The following is a 19,750-nucleotide window of genomic DNA, read 5'->3' on the forward strand; positions in this document are numbered from 1 at the left end:
CGGGGGAAACGGCCCAGCTCAGCGGGCGGACAGCGGGGCCGTGGCCGCCCCGGTGAGGGCGACCAGGTCCTGCGGGGCGAGCTGGAGTTGGAGGCCGCGCCGGCCCGCCGAGACGTAGACGGTGGGATGGTCGAGCGCCGACGAGTCGAGCACCGTGGGCAGCCGCCGACGCTGGCCGAGCGGGCTGATCCCGCCGCGCACGTAGCCGGTGGCCCGCTCGGCCACCGCCCGGTCGGCCATGGCGGCCCGCTTGCCGCCGACCGCCGCGGCGAGCGCCTTGAGGTCCAACTCGCCGGTGACCGGCACGACCGCCACGGTCAGCGCGCCGTCGACCTCGGCGACCAGCGACTTGAACACCCGCTCCGGCGGCACCCCCAGTGCCGCCGCGACCAGCGCGCCGTAGTTCGGCACGTCCGGGGAGACCTCGTACGGATGGGTGCTGTGGGCGATCTTCCGCTTCGTCAGCAGCGCGGTCGCCGGAGTGCCCTGTCCCGCCATGACCGTCAAGCTAACCCGGGGCGGCGCGACCCGCGAGCCGAAAGGGCCAGGCGGTCGACGCCGGCGCCCACGGTCTCGCGTACTACCCGAGCGGCCGGCAGACCAGCACAGTCGGTGCCCCGGCGACCCGGGTCAGCACCAGGCTGGCCCCCTCGTCGCCGGCCAGCCTCAGGTCCCGCCGCAGCTTCTCCGGCTCCAGCGCGGACCCGCGCTTGAGGATCTCCACCCGCCCGACCCGGCGCTCGCGCAGCAGCGCGCGCAGCCGCTTGAGCGAGAACGGCAGCACGTCGGTGACCTCCAGGCAGCGGGCGAACGGCGTCGGCGTCGGCGAGTCCGCGTAGAGGTAGGCGATGCTCGGGTCGGCCAGCGTGGCGCCCAGGATGTCGGCCAGCTCCGCGACCAGGTGCGCGCGGACCACCGCCGGGTCCGGGTCGTACAGGAAGCGGCGTGCCGGGCCGACGGCCGCCTCGGCGTCGCCGGCACCCGTCAACTGATGGCAGGGGACCCTTCCTCTGCCGGAGGCGTCGAGAGAGCGCCCTTCCCTACCGCGCAGCAGGGTGGCTCGGCGGGGGGTCTCGGCGAGCCGGCCGCACCACATGGCCGCCTCGACGAGGTCGCCGTCGACGCTCACCCACTCCGCCTCGGCACCTGCGGGAATCAGCGCGTGGTCGATGCCGGGCGCCACCTTCACCACGGTGTGCGGCACCCGTTCGGCCAGCCCGACCACGAAGTCCCAGGGTGGGGAGTAGGCGTTCGGGTCGAAGATCCGCCGCCCGGTGCCCGCCTTCCGGCGTGCCGGGTCGCAGAACACCCCGTCGACCCGGCGTACGTCGAATGCCGTGGCGTCGCCGCACTCCACGGTGAACCTCTCGGCCAGCCCGGCCGCCTCGGCGTTCGCGGCGGCCATCGCGGCGGTCACCGGGTCGGCTTCCACGCCGTACACCCGGAGGCCGGCGCGGGCGGCGGCGAGCGCGTCCGCGCCGAGGCCGCAGCCGAGGTCGGCGAGGGCGTGCACCCCGGCCGCCCGCAGCCGCTCGGCCCGCCGCGCCGCGACCACGCCCCGGGTGGCCTGTTCCAGCCCGGCCCGGGTGAGGAACATCCCCGCCGCCGCCGGCCCGAACTTGCCGACCGCCCGGCGTCTTAGCTCGGCCTGGGTGAGCGCGGCGGCGGCCAGGCCGGCCGGCAGTCCGGCTGAGCGGAGCGCGGCCGCCGCGGTCAGCGGATCACCGCCGGCCACCCGCGTGGCCGCGTCGAGCGCGGCCGACCCCTCGGGCGTACGCAGGGCGGCGAACTGATCGAGATCCACTCGTTCATTGTGGTCGGCGGGCCCGACGCGCCGGTCGGCGGGCTGGCACTCTCCTTGACGGAGTGCTAGCCGAGGAATAACCTGCGATTAGCACTCTCACCCTGAGGGTGCCAGCTTCCGGGTCTCGTGGCCCGGGCGCTGAACGCCAGGCGGACCGGCACCCGCGACGACGGCCCCGCCCGGTGGCATGTGGCAGATTGACGCTGACCGGCTTGCCGGCCAGTAACGAAACCAGTACCCCAGGAGGGTATGCCCGTGACTACCGCGACCAAGGTTGCGATCAAGCCGCTCGAGGACCGCATCGTGGTCCAGGCGAACGAGGCTGAGACCACCACGGCGTCGGGCATCGTGATCCCCGACACCGCCAAGGAGAAGCCGCAGGAGGGCACTGTCCTCGCTGTCGGCCCGGGCCGGATCGACGACAAGGGCAACCGGGTTCCGGTTGACGTCTCCGTCGGCGACACCGTCCTCTACTCGAAGTACGGCGGCACCGAGGTCAAGTACGCCGGCGAGGAGTACCTGGTGCTCTCCGCCCGCGACGTCCTCGCGGTCATCGAGAAGTAAGCAACCGATCAGTGTCGTCGCCCCGGTCCGGCTCGCCGGGCCGGGGCGACGTCGCATCGAAGGGACATTAATGGCGAAGATCCTGAGCTTCTCGGACGACGCCCGGCACCTGCTCGAGCACGGTGTCAACGCCCTCGCGGACGCGGTCAAGGTCACCCTCGGCCCGCGCGGGCGCAACGTCGTCCTGGACAAGAAATTCGGTGCGCCCACGATCACCAACGACGGCGTGACCATCGCCAAGGAGATCGAGCTCACCAACCCCTACGAGAACCTCGGTGCGCAGCTGGTCAAGGAGGTGGCGACCAAGACCAACGACGTCGCCGGCGACGGGACCACCACCGCCACCGTGCTGGCCCAGGCGATGGTCCGCGAGGGCCTGCGAAACGTGACGGCCGGCGCCAACCCGGCCGGCCTCAAGCGGGGCATCGACGCGGCGGCCACCAAGGTCTCCGAGGCGCTGCTCGGCCGTGCGGTCGAGGTCGCCGACAAGGAGTCGATCGCGCACGTCGCGACGATCTCCGCGCAGGACGCCACGATCGGCGAGCTGATCGCCGAGGCGATGGAGCGGGTCGGCCGCGACGGTGTCATCACCGTCGAGGAGGGCTCCGCCCTGCACACCGAGCTGGACGTGACCGAGGGTCTCCAGTTCGACAAGGGCTTCATCTCGCCGAACTTCGTCACCGACGCGGAGTCGCAGGAGTCGGTCCTGGAGGACCCGTACATCCTGATCACCACGCAGAAGATCTCGGCGATCGAGGAGCTGCTGCCGCTGCTGGAGAAGGTCCTCCAGAACAGCAAGCCGCTGCTGATCATCGCCGAGGACGTCGAGGGCCAGGCGCTGTCGACCCTGGTGGTCAACTCGATCCGCAAGACCCTCAAGGTCTGCGCGGTCAAGGCCCCCGGCTTCGGCGACCGCCGCAAGGCGATGCTCCAGGACATGGCGATCCTCACCGGCGCCGAGCTGGTCGCCCCTGAGCTGGGCTACAAGCTCGACCAGGTGGGCCTGGAGGTGCTCGGCACCGCCCGGCGCGTGGTGATCGACAAGGAGAACACCACGGTCGTCGACGGTGGTGGCCAGTCGAGCGAGGTCGCCGACCGGGTCGCGCAGATCCGCAAGGAGATCGAGGCCTCGGACTCCGACTGGGACCGGGAGAAGCTCGCCGAGCGGCTGGCCAAGCTGTCCGGCGGCATCGCGGTCATCAAGGTCGGTGCCGCGACCGAGGTCGAGATGAAGGAGCGCAAGCACCGCATCGAGGACGCCATCGCGGCGACCAAGGCCGCGGTCGAGGAGGGCACCGTCCCCGGCGGTGGCGCCGCCCTGGCGCAGATCCTGCCGGTGCTCGACGACGACCTCGGCTTCACCGGTGACGAGAAGGTCGGCGTCTCGATCGTGCGCAAGGCGCTGGTCGAGCCGCTGCGCTGGATCGCGCAGAACGCCGGCCACGACGGCTACGTCGTGGTGCAGAAGGTCATCGGCAAGGAGTGGGGCCACGGCCTCGACGCCGCCGTCGGCGAGTACGTCGACCTGGCGAAGTCCGGCATCGTCGACCCGGTGAAGGTGACCCGCAACGCGGTCACCAACGCCGCGTCGATCGCCGGCCTGCTGCTCACCACGGAGAGCCTCGTGGTGGAGAAGCCGGAGAAGGCCGAGCCGGCCGCCGCCGGTGGGCACGGCCACGGTCACGGCCACCAGCACGGCCCGGGTTTCTGACCCTCGCCGTACGCCTCGTCGGGGCGCACCGTCCGCATGACGGTGCGCCCCGACACCTTTCAGCGGACGGGGGAGTGACCTGCCTGCCGGCCGGTCCGTCGGGACACCGGGTGGGGGGAACGCCTCGCGCCGGGCTCCCCGGCGGGAAAACGCCGCGTCCCCGGCGGGAAAACGCCGCGACGCCGCGTCCCCGGGCGGGGACGCGGCGTCGGTGTGGTCTCGTGGACCGCCGGCTCAGGCGATCTTGCGCTGGGCGGGGACGGTCGACCGGTGCGGCTGGCCCAGGCGGGCCTCCAGCCGGGCCACGTCGACCCGGCTCTGGCGGCGGTCGGCCACGTCCTCCCAGCCGACGGCGAGCAGCCGCAGCCGCTCCGACTCGCTGAAACCGCCCCACACGCCGTACGGCTCACGGACGGCGAGGGCGTGTGCGGCGCACTCGGCCCGGACCGGGCAGGCGCGGCAGACGGACTTCGCACCGGACTCCCGGCGTAGGCGGGACGAGCCGCGCTCGCCGTCCGGGTGGAAGAACTGCGCGCTGTCCCGGCCCCGGCAGGCACCGAGCCGCTGCCAGTCCCAGAGGTCGACGATGGGTCCGGGCAGTCTGCGTACGTTCGACATCAGCACCCCTCCTCCCGCGCGGCACCGCGCAGATCCTGGTGAATCGGCGTCCGGGCGACGGTCCGCGCAGGCGCGCCGTTTCCGGCCTGGGCCCTTCGTACCCGGGCTGTTGCCGGCTCACACTCCTGTGATCGAAAACTTCCGGCAACTGGCGGCATATGCCCTACATGTCGGAAAAGTTCGGAGGATTGTCCGAACCCCCTCGCGACCCGACCCGGCCATGGTCTGCTCTTGTGCGGAGAGGAGACCACTGTGCGTACGGTTCTCGTGTGCGTTCGGACACCGCTCGCGGCGCAGCATCTGGCGTCCGCGGCGGCACGGCTCGGGTTGTCGGCCGTGGTGCGGACGGCTGTCTCCGACCCCGAGGTCATGTTGCGACTGGCCGAGCGCCCGGCCGACGTGGTGCTCGCGGACACGGCCCTCACCCGGCCCGACAGCGCGGGTTTCGTCCGCCGGGTGCTCGCCCGCGCGCCGCAGGCCTCCGTGCTGCTGCTCGGCACCGAGGAGTCGGAAGCGGCCGCCGCCACCATCAGCGCCGGTGCCCGGGGCCTCATCCAGGGTGTCGACCAGGACCTGACCAGCGCGGTGGCCAAGGCCCTGCTGCTGCTCTCCGCGCCCGGCCGGGCGGCGCGGCGCCGGATCACCGACCCCGCCCGGGACACGGCGGCGGTCGGCGGCCCTGCCCGCAACACCACCCCGGCCGGCCGGCCGCCGGCCGAGCCTGGTGCCAACTGGTCGGCGACGACCCCCGACGGACCGGGCGGCGCCCCGACGGTCGTGCCGTCGCAACGCGGTGACGACCCGGCAGAGCCTGCCGACGAGCCGGCGGAGACCGCGCCGCCGGGACGGCGGGGCGGGTCCGCCGGGCGCGGCGGCCGGTCCCAGATCGGACTGACCGAACGCGAGCTCCAGGTGCTGCTGGGCATGGCGGAGGGCAAGAGCAACGCCGAGATCGGCCGGGAGTTGTTCGTCTCGGAGGACACGGTGAAGACCCACGCCCGGCGGCTGTTCCGCAAGCTCGGCGCCCGGGACCGCGCGCACGCCGTGGCGGCCGGCTTCCGGGCCGGCCTGGTGGCCTGAGCCGCGCCCCGAGTGGGGCTGGTGGCCCTGACCCGGGCCCGGCGACACGCCTCAGCTCTCGGAGTCGGGCTCCTCGCCGGCGACCTCGGTCAGCGTGTCGTGCACCCCGTCGGCGTAGCCGCGGGCGTAGTCCCAGGTGACGTAGTGGTCCGGGTCGGGGTCGTAGGCCGGCTCGTGCACCCGGGGACGCCCCGAGCTGAGCAGGTGGCGCAGGTTGCCCCGCAGCAGGTCCCAGTCGAAGTAGTGCGGCTCCCGGCAGTCCTCACACTCGATGACCAGCCCACGCACCCCGATCGGCGCCAGCAGCGCCTGGTAGATCTCCAGGTCGGCGAGATCCTCCAGCACGTCCTGGCGCTCGACGTCCGTCAGCGGGTCGAGCGGGGCGTCGTCGCCCGGATCGTGCAGGCCGGCGGCCGGATCAGCCGGGTCGCCGTTGAAGGGGTCGATGGGCTCGTCGTGCACCCCCTCACCGTAGACCCAACGCCACGGCCGCGTCCGCCCCCGGCCACCGGTGACCTGCGCCGCCACCGGCCGGAGTCGGCCCAGGTCGGTGGGTACGATGAGACGACGCGCCCGTCACCCGGCGTGTGCCGGTGCCCGCCCGCGCCACCTCGCTGAAGCCCGTACGAGCAGCTCAGGGGAGCAATCGTGGAATTTTCGCCCAGCACCGACCTACCTGCCGGCGCTGACAGCGGCGAGCTGGGCGGCCATCTGCCCGAGCTGCCCGCCGGCTCCGCCCGGGTGGTCCCGCTCGGGTTGACCTTCGACGACGTGCTGCTCCAGCCGGGCGAGTCGGACGTGGTGCCCAGCCGGGTCAACACCGTGACGAAGCTGACCCGCAACATCAGCCTGTCCATCCCGCTGCTCTCCAGCGCGATGGACACGGTGACCGAGGCCCGGATGGCGATCGCCATGGCCCGCCAGGGCGGCATCGGGGTGCTGCACCGCAACCTCTCCCTGGAGGACCAGGCCCTCCAGGTCGACCTGGTGAAGCGCTCCGAGTCCGGCATGATCACCAACCCGGTGACCGCCAGCCCCGGAGACACCCTGCGCGACGTCGACGCCCTCTGCGGGCGCTACCGCATCTCCGGGGTGCCCGTCGTGGACGGCGAGGGCCAACTGGTCGGCATCGTCACCAACCGCGACATGCGGTTCGTCTCCGACCCGGCCACCCCGGTCCACGAGATCATGACCCGGACCCCGCTGATCACCGCCCCGGTCGGGGTGAGCAAGGACGACGCCCTCGACCTGCTGCGTCAGCACAAGGTCGAGAAGCTGCCGATCGTCGACGACTCGGGCCGGCTGCGCGGGCTGATCACGGTCAAGGACTTCACCAAGAGCGAGCAGTACCCGGACGCCACCAAGGACGACGCCGGCCGGCTGCGGGTCGCCGCCGCCATCGGGGTGGGCGACGACGCCTACAAGCGGGCCCGGGCGCTGGTCGACGCGGGCGTCGACGTGCTGATCGTGGACACCGCGCACGGCCACCAGCGGGCGGTGCTGGACATGGTCCGCCAGCTCAAGAAGGACGTCACGATCGACATCGTCGGCGGCAACGTCGCCACCTACGCCGGGGCGAAGGCGCTGGTCGACGCCGGCGCAGACGGCGTGAAGGTCGGCGTCGGGCCGGGCGCGATCTGCACCACCCGGATCGTCGCCGGGGTGGGCGTACCGCAGATCACCGCGATCATGGAGGCCGCGCGCGCCGCGCGGCCGGCCGGCGTCCCGGTGATCGGCGACGGCGGCATCCAGTATTCGGGCGACATCGCCAAGGCGATGGTCGCGGGCGCCGACACGGTGATGCTCGGCAGCCTGCTGGCCGGCTGCGAGGAGAGCCCCGGCGAGCTGATCTTCATCAACGGCAAGCAGTACAAGGCCTACCGGGGCATGGGCTCGCTGGGCGCCATGCAGTCCCGGGGCCAGGCGAAGTCCTACTCCAAGGACCGCTACTTCCAGCAGGACGTGACCAGCGACGAGAAACTGGTCCCGGAGGGCGTCGAGGGCCAGGTGCCGTACCGCGGGCTGCTCGCCCAGGTCGCCCACCAGTTGGTCGGTGGGTTGCGGCTGGCGATGGGGTACGCCGGCGCGGAGAACATCCCCGATCTGCACCGTCGCGGTCAGCTCATCCGGATCACGGCGGCCGGGCTCAAGGAGAGCCACCCGCACGACATCCAGATGACGGCCGAGGCGCCCAACTACCACTCCCGCTGACCTTCCCCCTGCGACAACTGGAGTCCCCCATGCGTGACGTGGTCGAGATCGGGCTGGGCAAGACCGCGCAGCGCGGCTACCACCTGGACGACATCGCCATCGTGCCGAGCCGCCGGACCCGGGACGTCGATGACGTCTCCACCGGCTGGCAGCTCGACGCGTACCAGTTCGGCATCCCCTGCGTCGGGCACCCCTCCGACGCGACGATGAGCCCGGCCTCCGCCGTCCGGCTCGGCGAACTGGGCGGTCTTGGCGTGCTCAACGTCGAGGGCCTGTGGACCCGCTACGAGAACCCGACCAAGGTGCTGGAGGAGCTGTCCGGGCTCGACGAGGACGCCCGCACCACCAAGCGGCTCCAGGAGGTCTACGCGGAGCCGATCCGCCCCGACCTGATCGCCGAGCGGGTCCGCGAGCTGCGCGCCGGCGGCGGCACGGTGGCGGTGCGGGTCTCCCCGCAGCACACCCTGGCGCTGGCCCCGGTGATCCTCGACGCCGGCGTGGACATCCTGGTCATCCAGGGCACCATCGTCTCCGCCGAGCACGTCTCGACCACCGACGAGCCGCTGAACCTCAAGGAGTTCATCGCCGACCTGGACCTCCCGGTCGTCGTCGGTGGCTGCACCGACTACAAGACGGCGCTGCACCTGATGCGCACCGGCGCGGCCGGTGTGATCGTCGGCATCGGCGGCGACGAGTGGTCCACCACCGAGTCGGTGCTCGGCATCCGGGTGCCGATGGCGACCGCGATCGCCGACGCGGCAGCGGCCCGCCGGGACTACCTCGACGAGACCGGCGGCCGGTACGTGCACCTGATCGCCGACGGCGACATCGAGACCTCGGGCGACATCGCCAAGGCCCTCGGCTGCGGCGCGGACGCGGTGATGCTCGGCGAGCCGCTATCGCTCTGCGCGGAGGCGCCGGCCGGCGGCGCCTGGTGGCACTCCGCCGCCAGCCACCCGTCGCTGCCCCGGGGCGCGTTCGAGGCCGCCGGCGAGCCGCTCGGCTCGATGGACCAGTTGCTCTTCGGCCCGGCCGACGAGCCGGACGGTCAGCTCAACCTCTTCGGCGGGCTGCGCCGGGCGATGGCCAAGTGCGGCTACCGCGACCTCAAGGAGTTCCAGAAGGTCGGCCTGGTCCTCGACCGCTGACCTGCGCAAGCAGCGCCACCCGCACCGGCCGCGCCGATAGGCTCGGCCGGTGCGTCGTACTCCTGACCGGATCAGTCGGACGCTCGCCGTCGCGGCGGCGGTGGTCACGCTGCTGTTCGCCTGCACCACCGATCCCGCCGAGCCCCGGCAGGGCGAGCGCGACGGCCTGCGCCCGGGCAGCGTCGACCTCGCCGACCCGTACGTGCCCGGCGCCGGCAACGGCGGTTACGACGTCTCGCACTACCGGCTGGCCGTCCGGTACGACCCGGCGACCGACCGGCTGACCGGGCGGGCGAAGGTCATGGCGACGGCGACCCACGGGCTGTCCCGGTTCACCCTCGACCTCGCCGGCCTCGACGTCACCGCGGTCACGATGGGCGGCAGCCGCGCCGAGCACCGGCGGGAGGGCGACGAACTGGTGGTCACCCCGCGCCACGGCCTCCCGCAGGGACAGCGGTTCGCGGTCGAGGTCGACTATTCCGGGGTGCCGGCGGCGAAGGCCGACGGGCAATTCGGCAGCGGCGGCTTCCTGCACACCGCCGACGGCGCGGTCGCACTCGGGCAGCCCTGGTCGGCGGCCACCTGGTTCCCGGTCAACGACCACCCGTCCGACAAGGCCACGTACGACATCGAGGTGACCGTCCCGGACGGGCTGGCCGCGCTGAGCAACGGGGTGCCGGGGGAGAAGACCAGCGCCGCCGGCTGGACCACCTGGCGGTGGGCCGAGGGGACGCCGATGGCCAGCTACCTGACCACCCTGGTGATCGGCGACTACCGGGTGGAGACCGGCACGCACGCCGGCAGACCGATGGTCACGGCGGTGCCGGCGAGCCTGCCGGCGACCGGGCCGGAGGCCGCCTCGCTGGCCCGCACCGGCGAGATCGCCGACTTCCTGGCCAGCAGGTTCGGGCCGTACCCGTTCGACTCCTACGGCGGCGTCGTGGTCACCGACGCCCGGGTCGGCTACGCGTTGGAGACCCAGTCCCGACCGGTCTACGGGCCGGGCTTCTTCCGGGGCGGGCGACCCAACCCGGGCGTGGTCGCGCACGAGCTGGCCCACCAGTGGTTCGGCAACAGCGTGACGCTGAGCCGGTGGAGCGACATCTGGCTCAACGAGGGCTTCGCCAGCTACGCGGAGTGGCTGTGGGAGGAACACGACGGCGGTCGCACCGCGCAGCGCAACTTCGAGCTGGAGTACGCCGGCACCGACTGGTCCCGGCCGTCCGTCGACCCCGGACGGTCCCAACTGTTCGGGGCGGCCGTCTACAAGCGCGGCGCACTCGCCGTGCACGCGCTGCGCCGCACGGTCGGCGACGACACGTTCTTCCGCATCCTGCGCACCTGGACGGCCGAGCGGCGCGGCGGCAACGCCACCACGGCGGACCTGGTCGTGCTGGCCGAACGGGTCGCCGGGAAGCCCCTGCGCCCGATCTTCGACGCCTGGCTCGTCGGCGCGAGGGCCCCCGCACTGCCCTGACACGCCTCGCGTCGGCGCTCGGTAGGCTGCCGCCGGACCCCGGCGCCGCACCACCGGCCCGGCCGCTTCCGTGCGGCCGGCTGGGGCGAGCGGCACCGACCGGGCGCGGATCCGCCACGGGTCGCCGGTTCGGCGACCGGTGGTGCAGGGGAGGAGAGACGATGACGCTCTCGCGGCGGATGCTGTGCGCGGGCACCGGCCTGCTGCTGGCCGGCACGCTCGGGCTGGCCGGATGCGGGTCGGCCGAGGAGTCGGCCCCGAGCCCGTCCCCGGCCACCGCCGCGCCGGACACGCCGCGGCAGTTCCTCCTGGGGGCGGCCGGCGCCGGTGACTCCTACTTCCCGACCTACGGCAACGGCGGGTACGACGTCAGCCGCTACACCGTCAAGGTGCGGTACGACCCGGCGAAGGACCGGCTCACCGGCACCACGACCGTGCAGGCGGCGGCGACCACCGACCTGTCCGCGTTCAACCTGGACCTGGTCGGGCTGACCGTGCGGTCCGTGACGGTGGACGGGGCCCCGGCGAAGCACGGCCGCAAGGGTGACGAGTTGGTGGTGACGCCAGCCCGCGGCCTGATCGCGGGCAACGGCTTCGTCGCCGAGATCGCGTACGAGGGCGAGCCGGAGCCACTGTCCGACGAGACACTCGGCGTCGGGGGCTTCCTGCACACCGACGAGGGGGCGATCGCGCTCGGCCAGCCCCAGTCGGCGAGCACCTGGTTCCCGGTAAACGACCACCCCTCGGACAAGGCCACCTACGACTTCGAGATCACCGTGCCGAAGGGGCTGACGGCGGTCAGCAACGGGGTGCCGGCGGGGAAGAACACGGCCGGCGGCTGGACCACCTGGAAGTGGGCCGAGCGCAGCCCGATGGCGAGCTACCTGAGCACCGTGGTGATCGGGAAGTTCCGGATCACCGAGGGCGAGCACAAGGGACGGCCGGTGTTCCACGCGGTCACCACCGACCTGCCGCAGGGCGCGGCGGACCGGTCGATCGCCGGCACGGTCGAGGTGGCCGACTACCTGGAGAGCGTCTTCGGGCCGTATCCGTTCGGGGCGTACGGGGGCGTGGTGATCTCCGACTCCCGGATCCGGTACGCCCTGGAGACGCAGAGCCGCCCGGTCTACTCCGCGAACTTCTTCTCCGGCGGCGAGAACACCGGCGTGGTCGCCCACGAGCTGGCGCACCAGTGGTTCGGCAACAGCGTCTCGCTGGCGAGGTGGCAGGACATCTGGCTCAACGAGGGCCTGGCCACGTACGCCGAGTGGCTCTGGGCCGAGCACGACGGCGGGCGTACCGCCCAGCAGGCGTTCGACGCCCGTTACACCGGCTCGTCCGGTCAGGTGTGGCGGACGCCCCCGGGTGAGCCGGGGGCGGCGAACCTGTTCAGCGAGTCGGTCTACCAGCGCGGCGGGATGACCGTGCACGCGCTGCGGGTGGCCGTCGGCGACAAGGCGTTCTTCGAGATCCTGAAGACCTGGGCGGCGCAGAAGCGCGACGCCAACGCGACCACCGCCGAGTTCGTCGCGCTGGCCGAGCGGGTCTCGGGTGAGCAGCTCGACGACCTGTTCCAGGCGTGGTTGCACGGCACCCAGCGTCCCGGCCGTCCCGAGCGCCGGTGACGGCCCTCAGCGGGTGAGGCGCAGCTTCGGGTTGGCGGCGAGGTAGGCGTCCGCCCGGCCGGCGCGCAGCTCGGTGAGGAACTTCCGGCCGGTCTGCGTGAGCTCCTCGCCCCGGTAGGCGCTGCCTTTGCCCACGCCCGCGCCGGGCAGGTCGACGGACACGAACCGGTCCGGCGCGAGCCCGCCGAGGGCGTACGCGATGTCCACGATGCGCGGCCCGCCCGCGTAGACCAGGGTGTCGCCGAGCGCGTCGACCACCTGCTGCACGCGCTCCGGCTGCCGGGCCAGGTTCTCGTCGAGGATCTTCGTGACCAGCGCCTTGATGAGCTGCTGCTGGTGGCGCTGCCGGGCGTATCCGCCGCCGGTGATGTAGCGCTGCCGGGCGTAGTCCAGCGCCTGCCAGCCGTTGAGGTGCCGCTCGCCCTTCTCGTACACCATCTGCGGCCCGACGTAGCCCCCGCCGCCCGGCGCGGGTTCCCGGTGCCGGCCGTCGGGGCGGCGGTGCAGCGAGACCACCCGCTGGTCGATGTAGAGGTCCACCCCGCCGAGGGCGTTCACCAGCTTGTCGAAGCCGTTGAAGGTGAGCACCGCACCGGCGTCGATGCGCAGCCCGGTGTAGCCGCTGACCGTGCTGCGCAGCAGCTCGTACCCCTGGGCGGTGCTCGGCTGCTCGGGCTTGCCGGGCACCCGGCTGCCGTAGCTCATCGCGTGGGTGAGTTTGGTCTTCCCGCCGCGGTAGTCGGCCTTCGGGAAGGCCGGGATGTCGACCAGCAGGTCGCGGGGCAGGGAGAAGAGGTACGCCCGGTCGAGGCCCTTCGGCACGTGCAGCACCAGCACGGCGTCGCCGTGCGGCTCCCAGCCCGGCACGCTGACCCGGGTGTCCACCCCGACGAGCAGCAGGTTGAGCGGGCCGGTGATGCCGGCGCCCGGCGGCGCGGTCGGGCTCGGGGTGGGACTCGCCTGCGGCGTCCGGGTGGCGCCCGCCGGCCCGATGGCGCGCTGCGGCCCGTCGTCGCCGACGAGCCGGGTGACCACCAGGGCGCCCACGGCCGCCAGGACCACGACCGCGAGGGCGGCCAGCGCCAGCATCCACCGTGGGCGCGGCGCCCCTGTCCGCTGACTCATGCGACACCCCCGTGATGACAACGCCCCGACGGGGGCCCCGAGTTGCGGGTGGGCGCCCCCGGATCGTGGACCGGGAGCATGATCGCGCGAAAACGGGCGCTGGCGCGATGGCTACCGGTCGGTAATGATGCGGTGATGCGGTACGACGTGCTCGTCATCGGGTCCGGCTTCGGCGGCAGCGTCACCGCGCTGCGGCTGGCCGAGAAGGGCTACTCGGTGGGGGTGCTGGAGGCCGGGCGGCGGTTCGCCGACGACGAGTTCCCGCAGACCTCCTGGCGGCTGCGGCGGTTCCTGTGGGCGCCCCGCCTCGGCTGCTACGGCCTCCAGCGGCTCACCCTGCTGCGGCCGGCCGACCGGAAGGCCGGCGGCGGGGTGCTGGTGCTCTCCGGCGCCGGGGTCGGCGGCGGTTCACTGGTCTACGCCAACACCCTCTACGAGCCGCTGGACGCCTTCTACACCGACCCGCAGTGGCGGGACGTCACCGACTGGCGCGACGAGCTGGCCCGCCACTACGACCAGGCGAAGCGGATGCTGGGCGTCACCACGTACCCGGTCGTCACCCGCGCGGACCGGGCGATGCGAGTGGTGGCCGACCGGATGGGGGTGGGGCACACCCACCACGCCACCCCGGTCGGCGTGTTCATCGGCCGGCCCGGCCAGCACGCCGCCGACCCCTACTTCGGTGGGGCCGGGCCGGAGCGTACCGGCTGCACGCACTGCGGCGCGTGCATGACGGGCTGCCGGCACGGCGCGAAGAACACCCTGGTCAAGAACTACCTCTGGCTGGCCGAGCGGCTCGGCGCGCGGGTGCACCCGCTGACCACGGTGACCGCCGTCCGCCCGGTCGACGGCGGCGGGTACGCGGTGCACACCGTGCGTACCGGGGCGTGGCTGCGCGGGCGGCGGCAGGTGATCCACGCCGACCAGGTGGTCTTCGCGGCCGGCGCGCTCGGCACCCAGCGGCTGCTGCACACGATGCGGGCCCAGGGGGCGTTGCCCGATCTCTCGCCCCGCCTCGGCGAGCTGACCCGGACCAACTCGGAGGCGATCCTCGGCGCCTCGGTGCCCCGCCGACGGGCCCGTGCCGACGGGCTCGACTTCACCGAGGGGGTGGCGATCACCAGCTCGTTCCACCCCGATCCGCAGACCCATGTCGAGCCGGTCCGCTACGGCCGGGGCTCGAACGCGATGGGGCTGCTCCAGTCGTTGCTGGTCGACGGCGGGCCGCGCCGGGTCCGGCGCTGGCTGGGTAGCCTGCTGCGGCAGCCGGCCACGGCGGCCCGGCTGCTGTCGGTCCGGGGCTGGTCGGAGCGGACGGTGATCGCCCTGGTCATGCAGTCGGCGGACAACTCGCTGACCACCCGGCTGCGGCGCGGCCCGTTCGGCCGGCACCTGGTTTCCGGGCCGGGGCACGGGACGCCCAACCCGACCTGGATCCCGGCGGGCAACCGGGCGGTCCGGCTGCTGGCCGAGGAGATCGGCGGTACGCCCGGCGGGGCGCTGACCGAGCCGTTCGACGTCCCGGTGACCGCGCACATCCTCGGCGGGGCGGTGATCGGCGGCACCCCGGCCGACGGCGTGATCGACCCGTGGCACCGGGTCTACGGCCACCCGGGGCTGCACGTGGTCGACGGCGCGGCGGTCTCGGCGAACCTCGGGGTGAACCCGTCGCTGACCATCACCGCCCAGGCGGAACGCGCGATGTCCTTCTGGCCCAACAAGGGCGAGCAGGACCCCCGCCCGCCCCTGGGTGCCCCGTACCGCCGCCTGACGCCGACCCCACCCCACCACCCCGCCGTCCCCCCTGACGCCCCAGCCGCCCTCCGCCCCTGACCCCCACCCCCACCCCCGCCCTCCGCCCCCGCCCCCGCCTCCGCCCCCTGACCTCGGCGATCTTGCACTTTCGGCCCCTCGGATGCGGCTTTCACCCCTATTGTCGGGGCGGAAGGTGCAAGATCGCGCGCGGTGGGGGCGGGGGTCGGCGGGCGACGGGGTGAAGTGTGGTGGGGCGAGGTGGGGGCGGGCGCCAGGGTCGGTAGGCTTTCTGCACATGAGCACGCCTCGCCCCGTCCTCGTGGTGGACTTCGGAGCCCAGTACGCCCAGCTCATCGCGCGCCGGGTGCGTGAGGCCAACGTCTACTCGGAGGTCGTGCCGCACTCGATGCCGGTCGCCGAGATGCTGGCGAAGGACCCGGCCGCGATCATCCTCTCCGGCGGTCCGTCCAGCGTTTACGCCCCGGGCGCCCCGCAGATCGACGCCGGCATGTTCTCCTCCGGGGTACCGGTCTTCGGCATCTGCTACGGCTTCCAGGCGATGGCCCAGGCGCTCGGCGGCACGGTGGCCCACACCGGCAACCGCGAGTACGGCGGCACCCCGTTGCGGGCCCGCCCGGAGGCCGGGGTGCTGCTCCGCGACCTGCCGGACGACCTGCCGGTCTGGATGAGCCACGGCGACTGCGTGACGGAGGCCCCGGCGGGCTTCACGGTCACCGCCGAGTCGGCTGGGGCGCCGGTCGCCGCGTTCGAGGACGTCGCCGGCCGCCGGGCCGGGGTGCAGTTCCACCCGGAGGTCGGGCACACCGCGCACGGCCAGGAGATGTTGCGCCGCTTCCTGCACGACATCGCTGGCATCGAGCCGACCTGGACGCCCGAGAACATCATCGACGAGCAGGTCGCCCGGATCCGCGAGCAGGTCGGCGACAAGGAGGTCATCTGCGGCCTCAGCGGCGGGGTCGACTCGGCCGTCGCCGCCGCGCTGGTACACCGGGCCGTCGGCGACCAGCTCACCTGCGTCTTCGTCGACCACGGCCTGCTGCGGGCCGGCGAGGCCGAGCAGGTGGAGAAGGACTACGTCGCCGCCACCGGCATCAAGCTCAAGGTGGTCGACGCGCAGGAGCGGTTCCTCGACGCGCTGGCCGGGGTGACCGACCCGGAGCAGAAGCGCAAGATCATCGGCCGGGAGTTCATCCGGGTCTTCGAGGCCGCCGCGCGGGAGGTCGCCGCCCACGGTGACGTCGAGTTCCTCGTCCAGGGCACCCTCTACCCGGACGTGGTGGAGTCCGGCGGCGGCACCGGCACGGCCAACATCAAGAGCCACCACAACGTCGGCGGCCTGCCGGAGGATCTGAAGTTCGCCCTGGTCGAGCCGCTGCGTACGCTGTTCAAGGACGAGGTCCGGGCGCTCGGCCTCCAGTTGGGCCTGCCCGAGGCGATGGTCTGGCGGCACCCGTTCCCGGGCCCGGGCCTGGCCATCCGGATCATCGGCGCGGTCGACCGGGAGCGGCTCGACCTGCTCCGCAAGGCCGACCTGATCGCCCGGGAGGAGTTGTCCGCCGCCGGCCTGGACCGGGGCGTCTGGCAGTTCCCGGTGGTGCTCCTGGCCGACGTGCGTAGCGTCGGGGTGCAGGGTGACGGCCGCAGCTACGGGCATCCCGTGGTGCTGCGGCCGGTCTCCAGCGAGGACGCGATGACCGCCGACTGGTCCCGGCTGCCCTACGAGGTGATCGCCCGGATCTCCACCCGGATCACCAACGAGGTCGCCGAGGTCAACCGGGTGGTGCTGGACGTGACGAGCAAGCCGCCGGGCACGATCGAGTGGGAGTGAGCCCGCCTCACCCCGCCGGCGGGTAGGTCGGCGGTGCCGGCCGGGTGCCGGCCGTCGGCGGCACGGCGGGCGACGCGGCCTGCGCGGGATGCGGCCAGGCGGGCGCGTCGGCCGGCTCCTCGGGCATCAGGAACCACATGATCGGGTACGCGATCAGCGCGATCCCGCCGGTGAACAGGCCGGCGACCGCGAAGACCACCCGGACCAGGGTGGGGTCGACGGCGAAATAGCGGCCGAGGCCGCTGGCCACGCCGGCGATCATCCGGTCCGTGACGGGGCGACAGAGCTGCTTGTACGGGGGCCGGGGAGGGGCGGTGTAGGTCATGCCTCCACGCTCCGCGCCGGCTGCCCCACCGGCCTCGGTGACCGCCCGGATGCCTACCCTGACCTGCCCCTGAGGCGCGAGCATTCAGTCAGGAATCTGACTCTTTTCGATGGAGGCAACCCGGGCCGGGGAGAATTCGGCCCCGTGACCACCATGCTGGAGCCGCTCCGCAGAATCGCGGCATACGCAGTTTGTGCTGATTCAGTCGGCCGGGTGTTGCTGGTTCGCGCATCGGAGCGCTCCGGCACCCCCGGCACGTGGTCGCTGCCCGGTGGGGCGGTCGACCACGGTGAGGACCCACACCACACCGTCGTACGGGAGACCGCCGCCGAGACCGGCCTCTCCGTCACCGTCGCCGGCCTGCACGACGTGCTCGCCGACATGCGGGCACTGCCGGAGCGGGGCATCACCATCCACACCGACCGGCTGGTCTACCAGGTCTCGCTCCGGGGCGGGACGCTCGCCGACCGGGTCGACCGGCCGACCGACCTGGCCCGCTGGTTCACCCCGACGGAGGCCCGCGAGCTGCCGCTGCGGTCGTTCACCGCGTGGGCCCTGGGCCTGCCCGCCTCGTCCGCCGACATCGTTCCGGACGAGGCGCCGGATTTCCCGTCGTTCTACGCGGTGCCGGGCCCCGACGGGCTGCACCGGGCCCAGCGCTTCGCCGCGTATGCGGTGGTGACCGACCCGGACGACCGGGTGCTGCTGACCCGGGTCTCCGACGGCTACCCGGGGGCGGGCTGCTGGCACCTGCCGGGCGGTGGCACGGACTACGGCGAGCAGCCCGGCGCGGCCCTGATCCGAGAGCTGGTCGAGGAGACCGGACAGACCGGCCGCCTCGTCGAGCTGCTCGGCGTGGCCAGCCACCGCGACGCCGCCTCCCTCGGCCCGGAGGGCTATCCGATCGACTGGCACGGCGTCCGTGCCTTCTACCGGGTCGTGGTCGACAAGCCGGCCCCGCCCACCGTCGCCGATGTCGGCGGCTCCACCTGTGAGGCCCGCTGGTTCGCCCGCGAGGAACTGGGTGCCCTTCCCACCGACCGCCTGACCGAGGTGACGGCGGAAGCCGTCCAGGCCGCCCGCCTCGCCTGATTCCCCCACCCCCGCCCTCCGGTTCGTCGATCATGAGGTTGACCGGGCGGCACACCGGATCCGCTGCGGCTAACCTCATGATCGAGGTAACCGGTCGACGCGGGCGGGGGAGTACGGGCGGTTGGAGCAACGGCGGCGGGTCGGGGCGTACGGGGTGTGTCGGGGCCCGGGCGGGCGGGTGTTGTTGGCCCGGGGCTCTGCCTCGGGTCCGTTTCCGGGGGTCTGGCAGCTTCCCGGGGGCGGGCTGGAGCACGCCGAGCATCCGGCGCACGCGGTGGTCCGCGAGTTCGCCGAGGAGACCGGCCTCGCCGTGGAGGTGACCGGGCTGCGGGCCGTGCTCGCCGACGTGACGACCTTCCGTGACGCCGGCGTCGCCGTGCACACCGACCGTCTGGTGTTCGACATCACCACGCGGGGCGGGGAACCGCGGCCGGAGCCGGCCGGCGGCAGCGACGGGCTGGCCTGGTTCACCACCGCCGAGGCGGCGACAGTGCCGCTGATGCCGTTCACCGCCGACCTGCTCGGCCTGCCCGTCTCGCCCCTGCCGCCGGATCTGCCCCGATCCCCGGTGGCCGGGCCGGCCAGCACGCCCCCGGCCGACCGGCGACAGCGCTTCGGGGCGTACGGGCTGGTCATCGACCCCGCCGGCCGGGTGCTGCTCACCATGATCGCGGACGGCTACCCGGGCGCGGGCCGGTGGCACCTGCCCGGCGGCGGGACCGACCACGGGGAGCAACCGGTCGCCGCGCTGCTGCGCGAACTGGTCGAGGAGTCCGGCCAGCTCGGCCGGATGGTCGAGCTGATCGGCGTCGAAAGCCTGCACAATCCGGCAGCGCTGGGCCCGGAGGGGCGCCCGATCGACTGGCACGGCATCCAGGCGGTCTACCGGGTGGCGGTCGACGTGCCGACCGAGGCGCGGGTGACGGAGCTGGCTGGCGGCTCCACCGCCCGGGCGGCCTGGTTCGCGCCTGAGCAGCTCGCCGGGCTGCCGCTCACCGAGATCGCCTCGTTCGCGTTGGCCGCCGGCCCCACAGGCGATCGTCCGTGAGCCGCATCACGGGGCGATCGCGACCGGCGCCGTGAGCTGTTCACCCGGGACCGCGCCCGGCGCCGTGAGCTGCTAGTCGGGGATCGCGGTCGGCGCCGTGCGCTGCTCACCCGGGATCGCGGCCCGGCACCGCCCCGGCCTGGGGGTGCCGGGCCTGCGGGCGAGCGTCCGTGACCGAACCCCGGTCCCCGGCGCACGCTCGCCGAGCCGGCCGAGACAAGGTCCGGTACATTCGATGTGGGGTTGGTGGATGAAACGGGCGATGGGGCCCGGGATGGGAATCAGAGAGCGGTTTGCGCGGTTAGACCAGATATAAGT

17 protein-coding genes are annotated in these 19,750 nt (G+C 73.3%); 11 read left to right on the top strand and 6 right to left on the bottom strand.

What is annotated here, in order from left to right:
- Window positions 1-18 precede the first annotated feature (18 nt).
- On the bottom strand, window positions 19-498 hold the full coding sequence (gene ybaK, locus GA0070608_RS13845) for a Cys-tRNA(Pro) deacylase (RefSeq protein ID WP_091627897.1): 480 nt from the start codon (window positions 496-498) through the stop codon (window positions 19-21).
- Between the two features lie 82 nt (window positions 499-580).
- A complete protein-coding gene (locus GA0070608_RS13850) occupies window positions 581-1,804 on the bottom strand; it encodes a THUMP-like domain-containing protein (RefSeq protein ID WP_091627899.1) in 1,224 nt (407 codons plus the stop codon).
- A gap of 249 nt (window positions 1,805-2,053) precedes the next feature.
- Between GA0070608_RS13850 and groES the strand changes: the two genes are divergently transcribed.
- Entirely contained in the window at window positions 2,054-2,368 is a 315-nt protein-coding gene (groES, locus tag GA0070608_RS13855) for a co-chaperone GroES (protein ID WP_091627901.1), read from the top strand.
- Window positions 2,369-2,438: 70 nt separating this feature from the next.
- A complete protein-coding gene (groL, locus tag GA0070608_RS13860; protein WP_091627903.1) occupies window positions 2,439-4,079 on the top strand; it encodes a chaperonin GroEL in 1,641 nt (546 codons plus the stop codon).
- 234 nt (window positions 4,080-4,313) lie between these two features.
- On the opposite strand, the gene GA0070608_RS13865 is transcribed toward groL, so the two are convergent.
- On the bottom strand, window positions 4,314-4,697 hold the full coding sequence (locus tag GA0070608_RS13865; RefSeq protein WP_091635048.1) for a WhiB family transcriptional regulator: 384 nt from the start codon (window positions 4,695-4,697) through the stop codon (window positions 4,314-4,316).
- A 252-nt stretch (window positions 4,698-4,949) separates the two neighbouring features.
- Between GA0070608_RS13865 and GA0070608_RS13870 the strand changes: the two genes are divergently transcribed.
- A complete protein-coding gene (locus tag GA0070608_RS13870) occupies window positions 4,950-5,777 on the top strand; it encodes a helix-turn-helix transcriptional regulator (RefSeq protein ID WP_091627905.1) in 828 nt (275 codons plus the stop codon).
- A 51-nt stretch (window positions 5,778-5,828) separates the two neighbouring features.
- Here GA0070608_RS13870 and GA0070608_RS13875 read toward each other — a convergent pair whose 3' ends face one another.
- Window positions 5,829-6,239, bottom strand: a complete 411-nt coding sequence (locus GA0070608_RS13875) for a DUF5319 domain-containing protein (protein ID WP_091635052.1) — start codon at window positions 6,237-6,239, stop codon at window positions 5,829-5,831.
- 186 nt (window positions 6,240-6,425) lie between these two features.
- Between GA0070608_RS13875 and guaB the strand changes: the two genes are divergently transcribed.
- The 4 genes from guaB to GA0070608_RS13895 all read left to right on the top strand — a co-directional run bounded on the left by guaB (window position 6,426) and on the right by GA0070608_RS13895 (window position 12,238).
- Window positions 6,426-7,988 carry an IMP dehydrogenase gene (gene guaB / locus GA0070608_RS13880; protein WP_091627907.1) on the top strand — a complete coding sequence of 521 codons (1,563 nt, stop codon included), beginning with the start codon at window positions 6,426-6,428 and terminating at the stop codon, window positions 7,986-7,988.
- Between the two features lie 29 nt (window positions 7,989-8,017).
- Window positions 8,018-9,136 carry a GuaB3 family IMP dehydrogenase-related protein gene (locus GA0070608_RS13885; protein WP_091627909.1) on the top strand — a complete coding sequence of 373 codons (1,119 nt, stop codon included), beginning with the start codon at window positions 8,018-8,020 and terminating at the stop codon, window positions 9,134-9,136.
- Window positions 9,137-9,185: 49 nt separating this feature from the next.
- Entirely contained in the window at window positions 9,186-10,613 is a 1,428-nt protein-coding gene (locus GA0070608_RS13890; RefSeq protein WP_425413229.1) for a M1 family metallopeptidase, read from the top strand.
- A 161-nt stretch (window positions 10,614-10,774) separates the two neighbouring features.
- Window positions 10,775-12,238, top strand: a complete 1,464-nt coding sequence (locus GA0070608_RS13895) for a M1 family metallopeptidase (protein WP_091627911.1) — start codon at window positions 10,775-10,777, stop codon at window positions 12,236-12,238.
- A 6-nt stretch (window positions 12,239-12,244) separates the two neighbouring features.
- Here GA0070608_RS13895 and GA0070608_RS13900 read toward each other — a convergent pair whose 3' ends face one another.
- Window positions 12,245-13,363, bottom strand: a complete 1,119-nt coding sequence (locus GA0070608_RS13900) for an LCP family protein (RefSeq protein ID WP_091627913.1) — start codon at window positions 13,361-13,363, stop codon at window positions 12,245-12,247.
- A 135-nt stretch (window positions 13,364-13,498) separates the two neighbouring features.
- Between GA0070608_RS13900 and GA0070608_RS13905 the strand changes: the two genes are divergently transcribed.
- A complete protein-coding gene (locus GA0070608_RS13905; protein ID WP_091627915.1) occupies window positions 13,499-15,196 on the top strand; it encodes an FAD-dependent oxidoreductase in 1,698 nt (565 codons plus the stop codon).
- Window positions 15,197-15,413: 217 nt separating this feature from the next.
- Window positions 15,414-16,967, top strand: coding sequence for a glutamine-hydrolyzing GMP synthase (gene guaA / locus GA0070608_RS13910; RefSeq protein WP_091627917.1), 1,554 nt, complete (start codon window positions 15,414-15,416; stop codon window positions 16,965-16,967).
- Between the two features lie 7 nt (window positions 16,968-16,974).
- Here guaA and GA0070608_RS13915 read toward each other — a convergent pair whose 3' ends face one another.
- On the bottom strand, window positions 16,975-17,292 hold the full coding sequence (locus GA0070608_RS13915; RefSeq protein WP_091627919.1) for a PspC domain-containing protein: 318 nt from the start codon (window positions 17,290-17,292) through the stop codon (window positions 16,975-16,977).
- Window positions 17,293-17,436: 144 nt separating this feature from the next.
- Between GA0070608_RS13915 and GA0070608_RS13920 the strand changes: the two genes are divergently transcribed.
- Window positions 17,437-18,384, top strand: a complete 948-nt coding sequence (locus GA0070608_RS13920; RefSeq protein WP_091627921.1) for an NUDIX hydrolase — start codon at window positions 17,437-17,439, stop codon at window positions 18,382-18,384.
- A 121-nt stretch (window positions 18,385-18,505) separates the two neighbouring features.
- On the top strand, window positions 18,506-19,432 hold the full coding sequence (locus tag GA0070608_RS13925; protein WP_091627923.1) for an NUDIX hydrolase: 927 nt from the start codon (window positions 18,506-18,508) through the stop codon (window positions 19,430-19,432).
- Window positions 19,433-19,750 lie beyond the last annotated feature (318 nt).

The organism is Micromonospora peucetia (assembly GCF_900091625.1).
GTDB classification, from domain to species: Bacteria; Actinomycetota; Actinomycetes; order Mycobacteriales; family Micromonosporaceae; genus Micromonospora; species Micromonospora peucetia.

What these genes read in the sequence shown, in the direction of transcription:
- ybaK (WP_091627897.1), bottom strand. Translation starts at nt 498, where the DNA reads ATGGCGGGACAGGGCACTCCGGCGACCGCGCTGCTGACGAAGCGGAAG.
- groES (WP_091627901.1), top strand. Translation starts at nt 2,054, where the DNA reads ATGCCCGTGACTACCGCGACCAAGGTTGCGATCAAGCCGCTCGAGGAC.
- groL (WP_091627903.1), top strand. Translation starts at nt 2,439, where the DNA reads ATGGCGAAGATCCTGAGCTTCTCGGACGACGCCCGGCACCTGCTCGAG.
- GA0070608_RS13865 (WP_091635048.1), bottom strand. Translation starts at nt 4,697, where the DNA reads ATGTCGAACGTACGCAGACTGCCCGGACCCATCGTCGACCTCTGGGAC.
- GA0070608_RS13885 (WP_091627909.1), top strand. Translation starts at nt 8,018, where the DNA reads ATGCGTGACGTGGTCGAGATCGGGCTGGGCAAGACCGCGCAGCGCGGC.
- GA0070608_RS13895 (WP_091627911.1), top strand. Translation starts at nt 10,775, where the DNA reads ATGACGCTCTCGCGGCGGATGCTGTGCGCGGGCACCGGCCTGCTGCTG.
- GA0070608_RS13900 (WP_091627913.1), bottom strand. Translation starts at nt 13,363, where the DNA reads ATGAGTCAGCGGACAGGGGCGCCGCGCCCACGGTGGATGCTGGCGCTG.
- GA0070608_RS13905 (WP_091627915.1), top strand. Translation starts at nt 13,499, where the DNA reads ATGCGGTACGACGTGCTCGTCATCGGGTCCGGCTTCGGCGGCAGCGTC.
- guaA (WP_091627917.1), top strand. Translation starts at nt 15,414, where the DNA reads ATGAGCACGCCTCGCCCCGTCCTCGTGGTGGACTTCGGAGCCCAGTAC.
- GA0070608_RS13915 (WP_091627919.1), bottom strand. Translation starts at nt 17,292, where the DNA reads ATGACCTACACCGCCCCTCCCCGGCCCCCGTACAAGCAGCTCTGTCGC.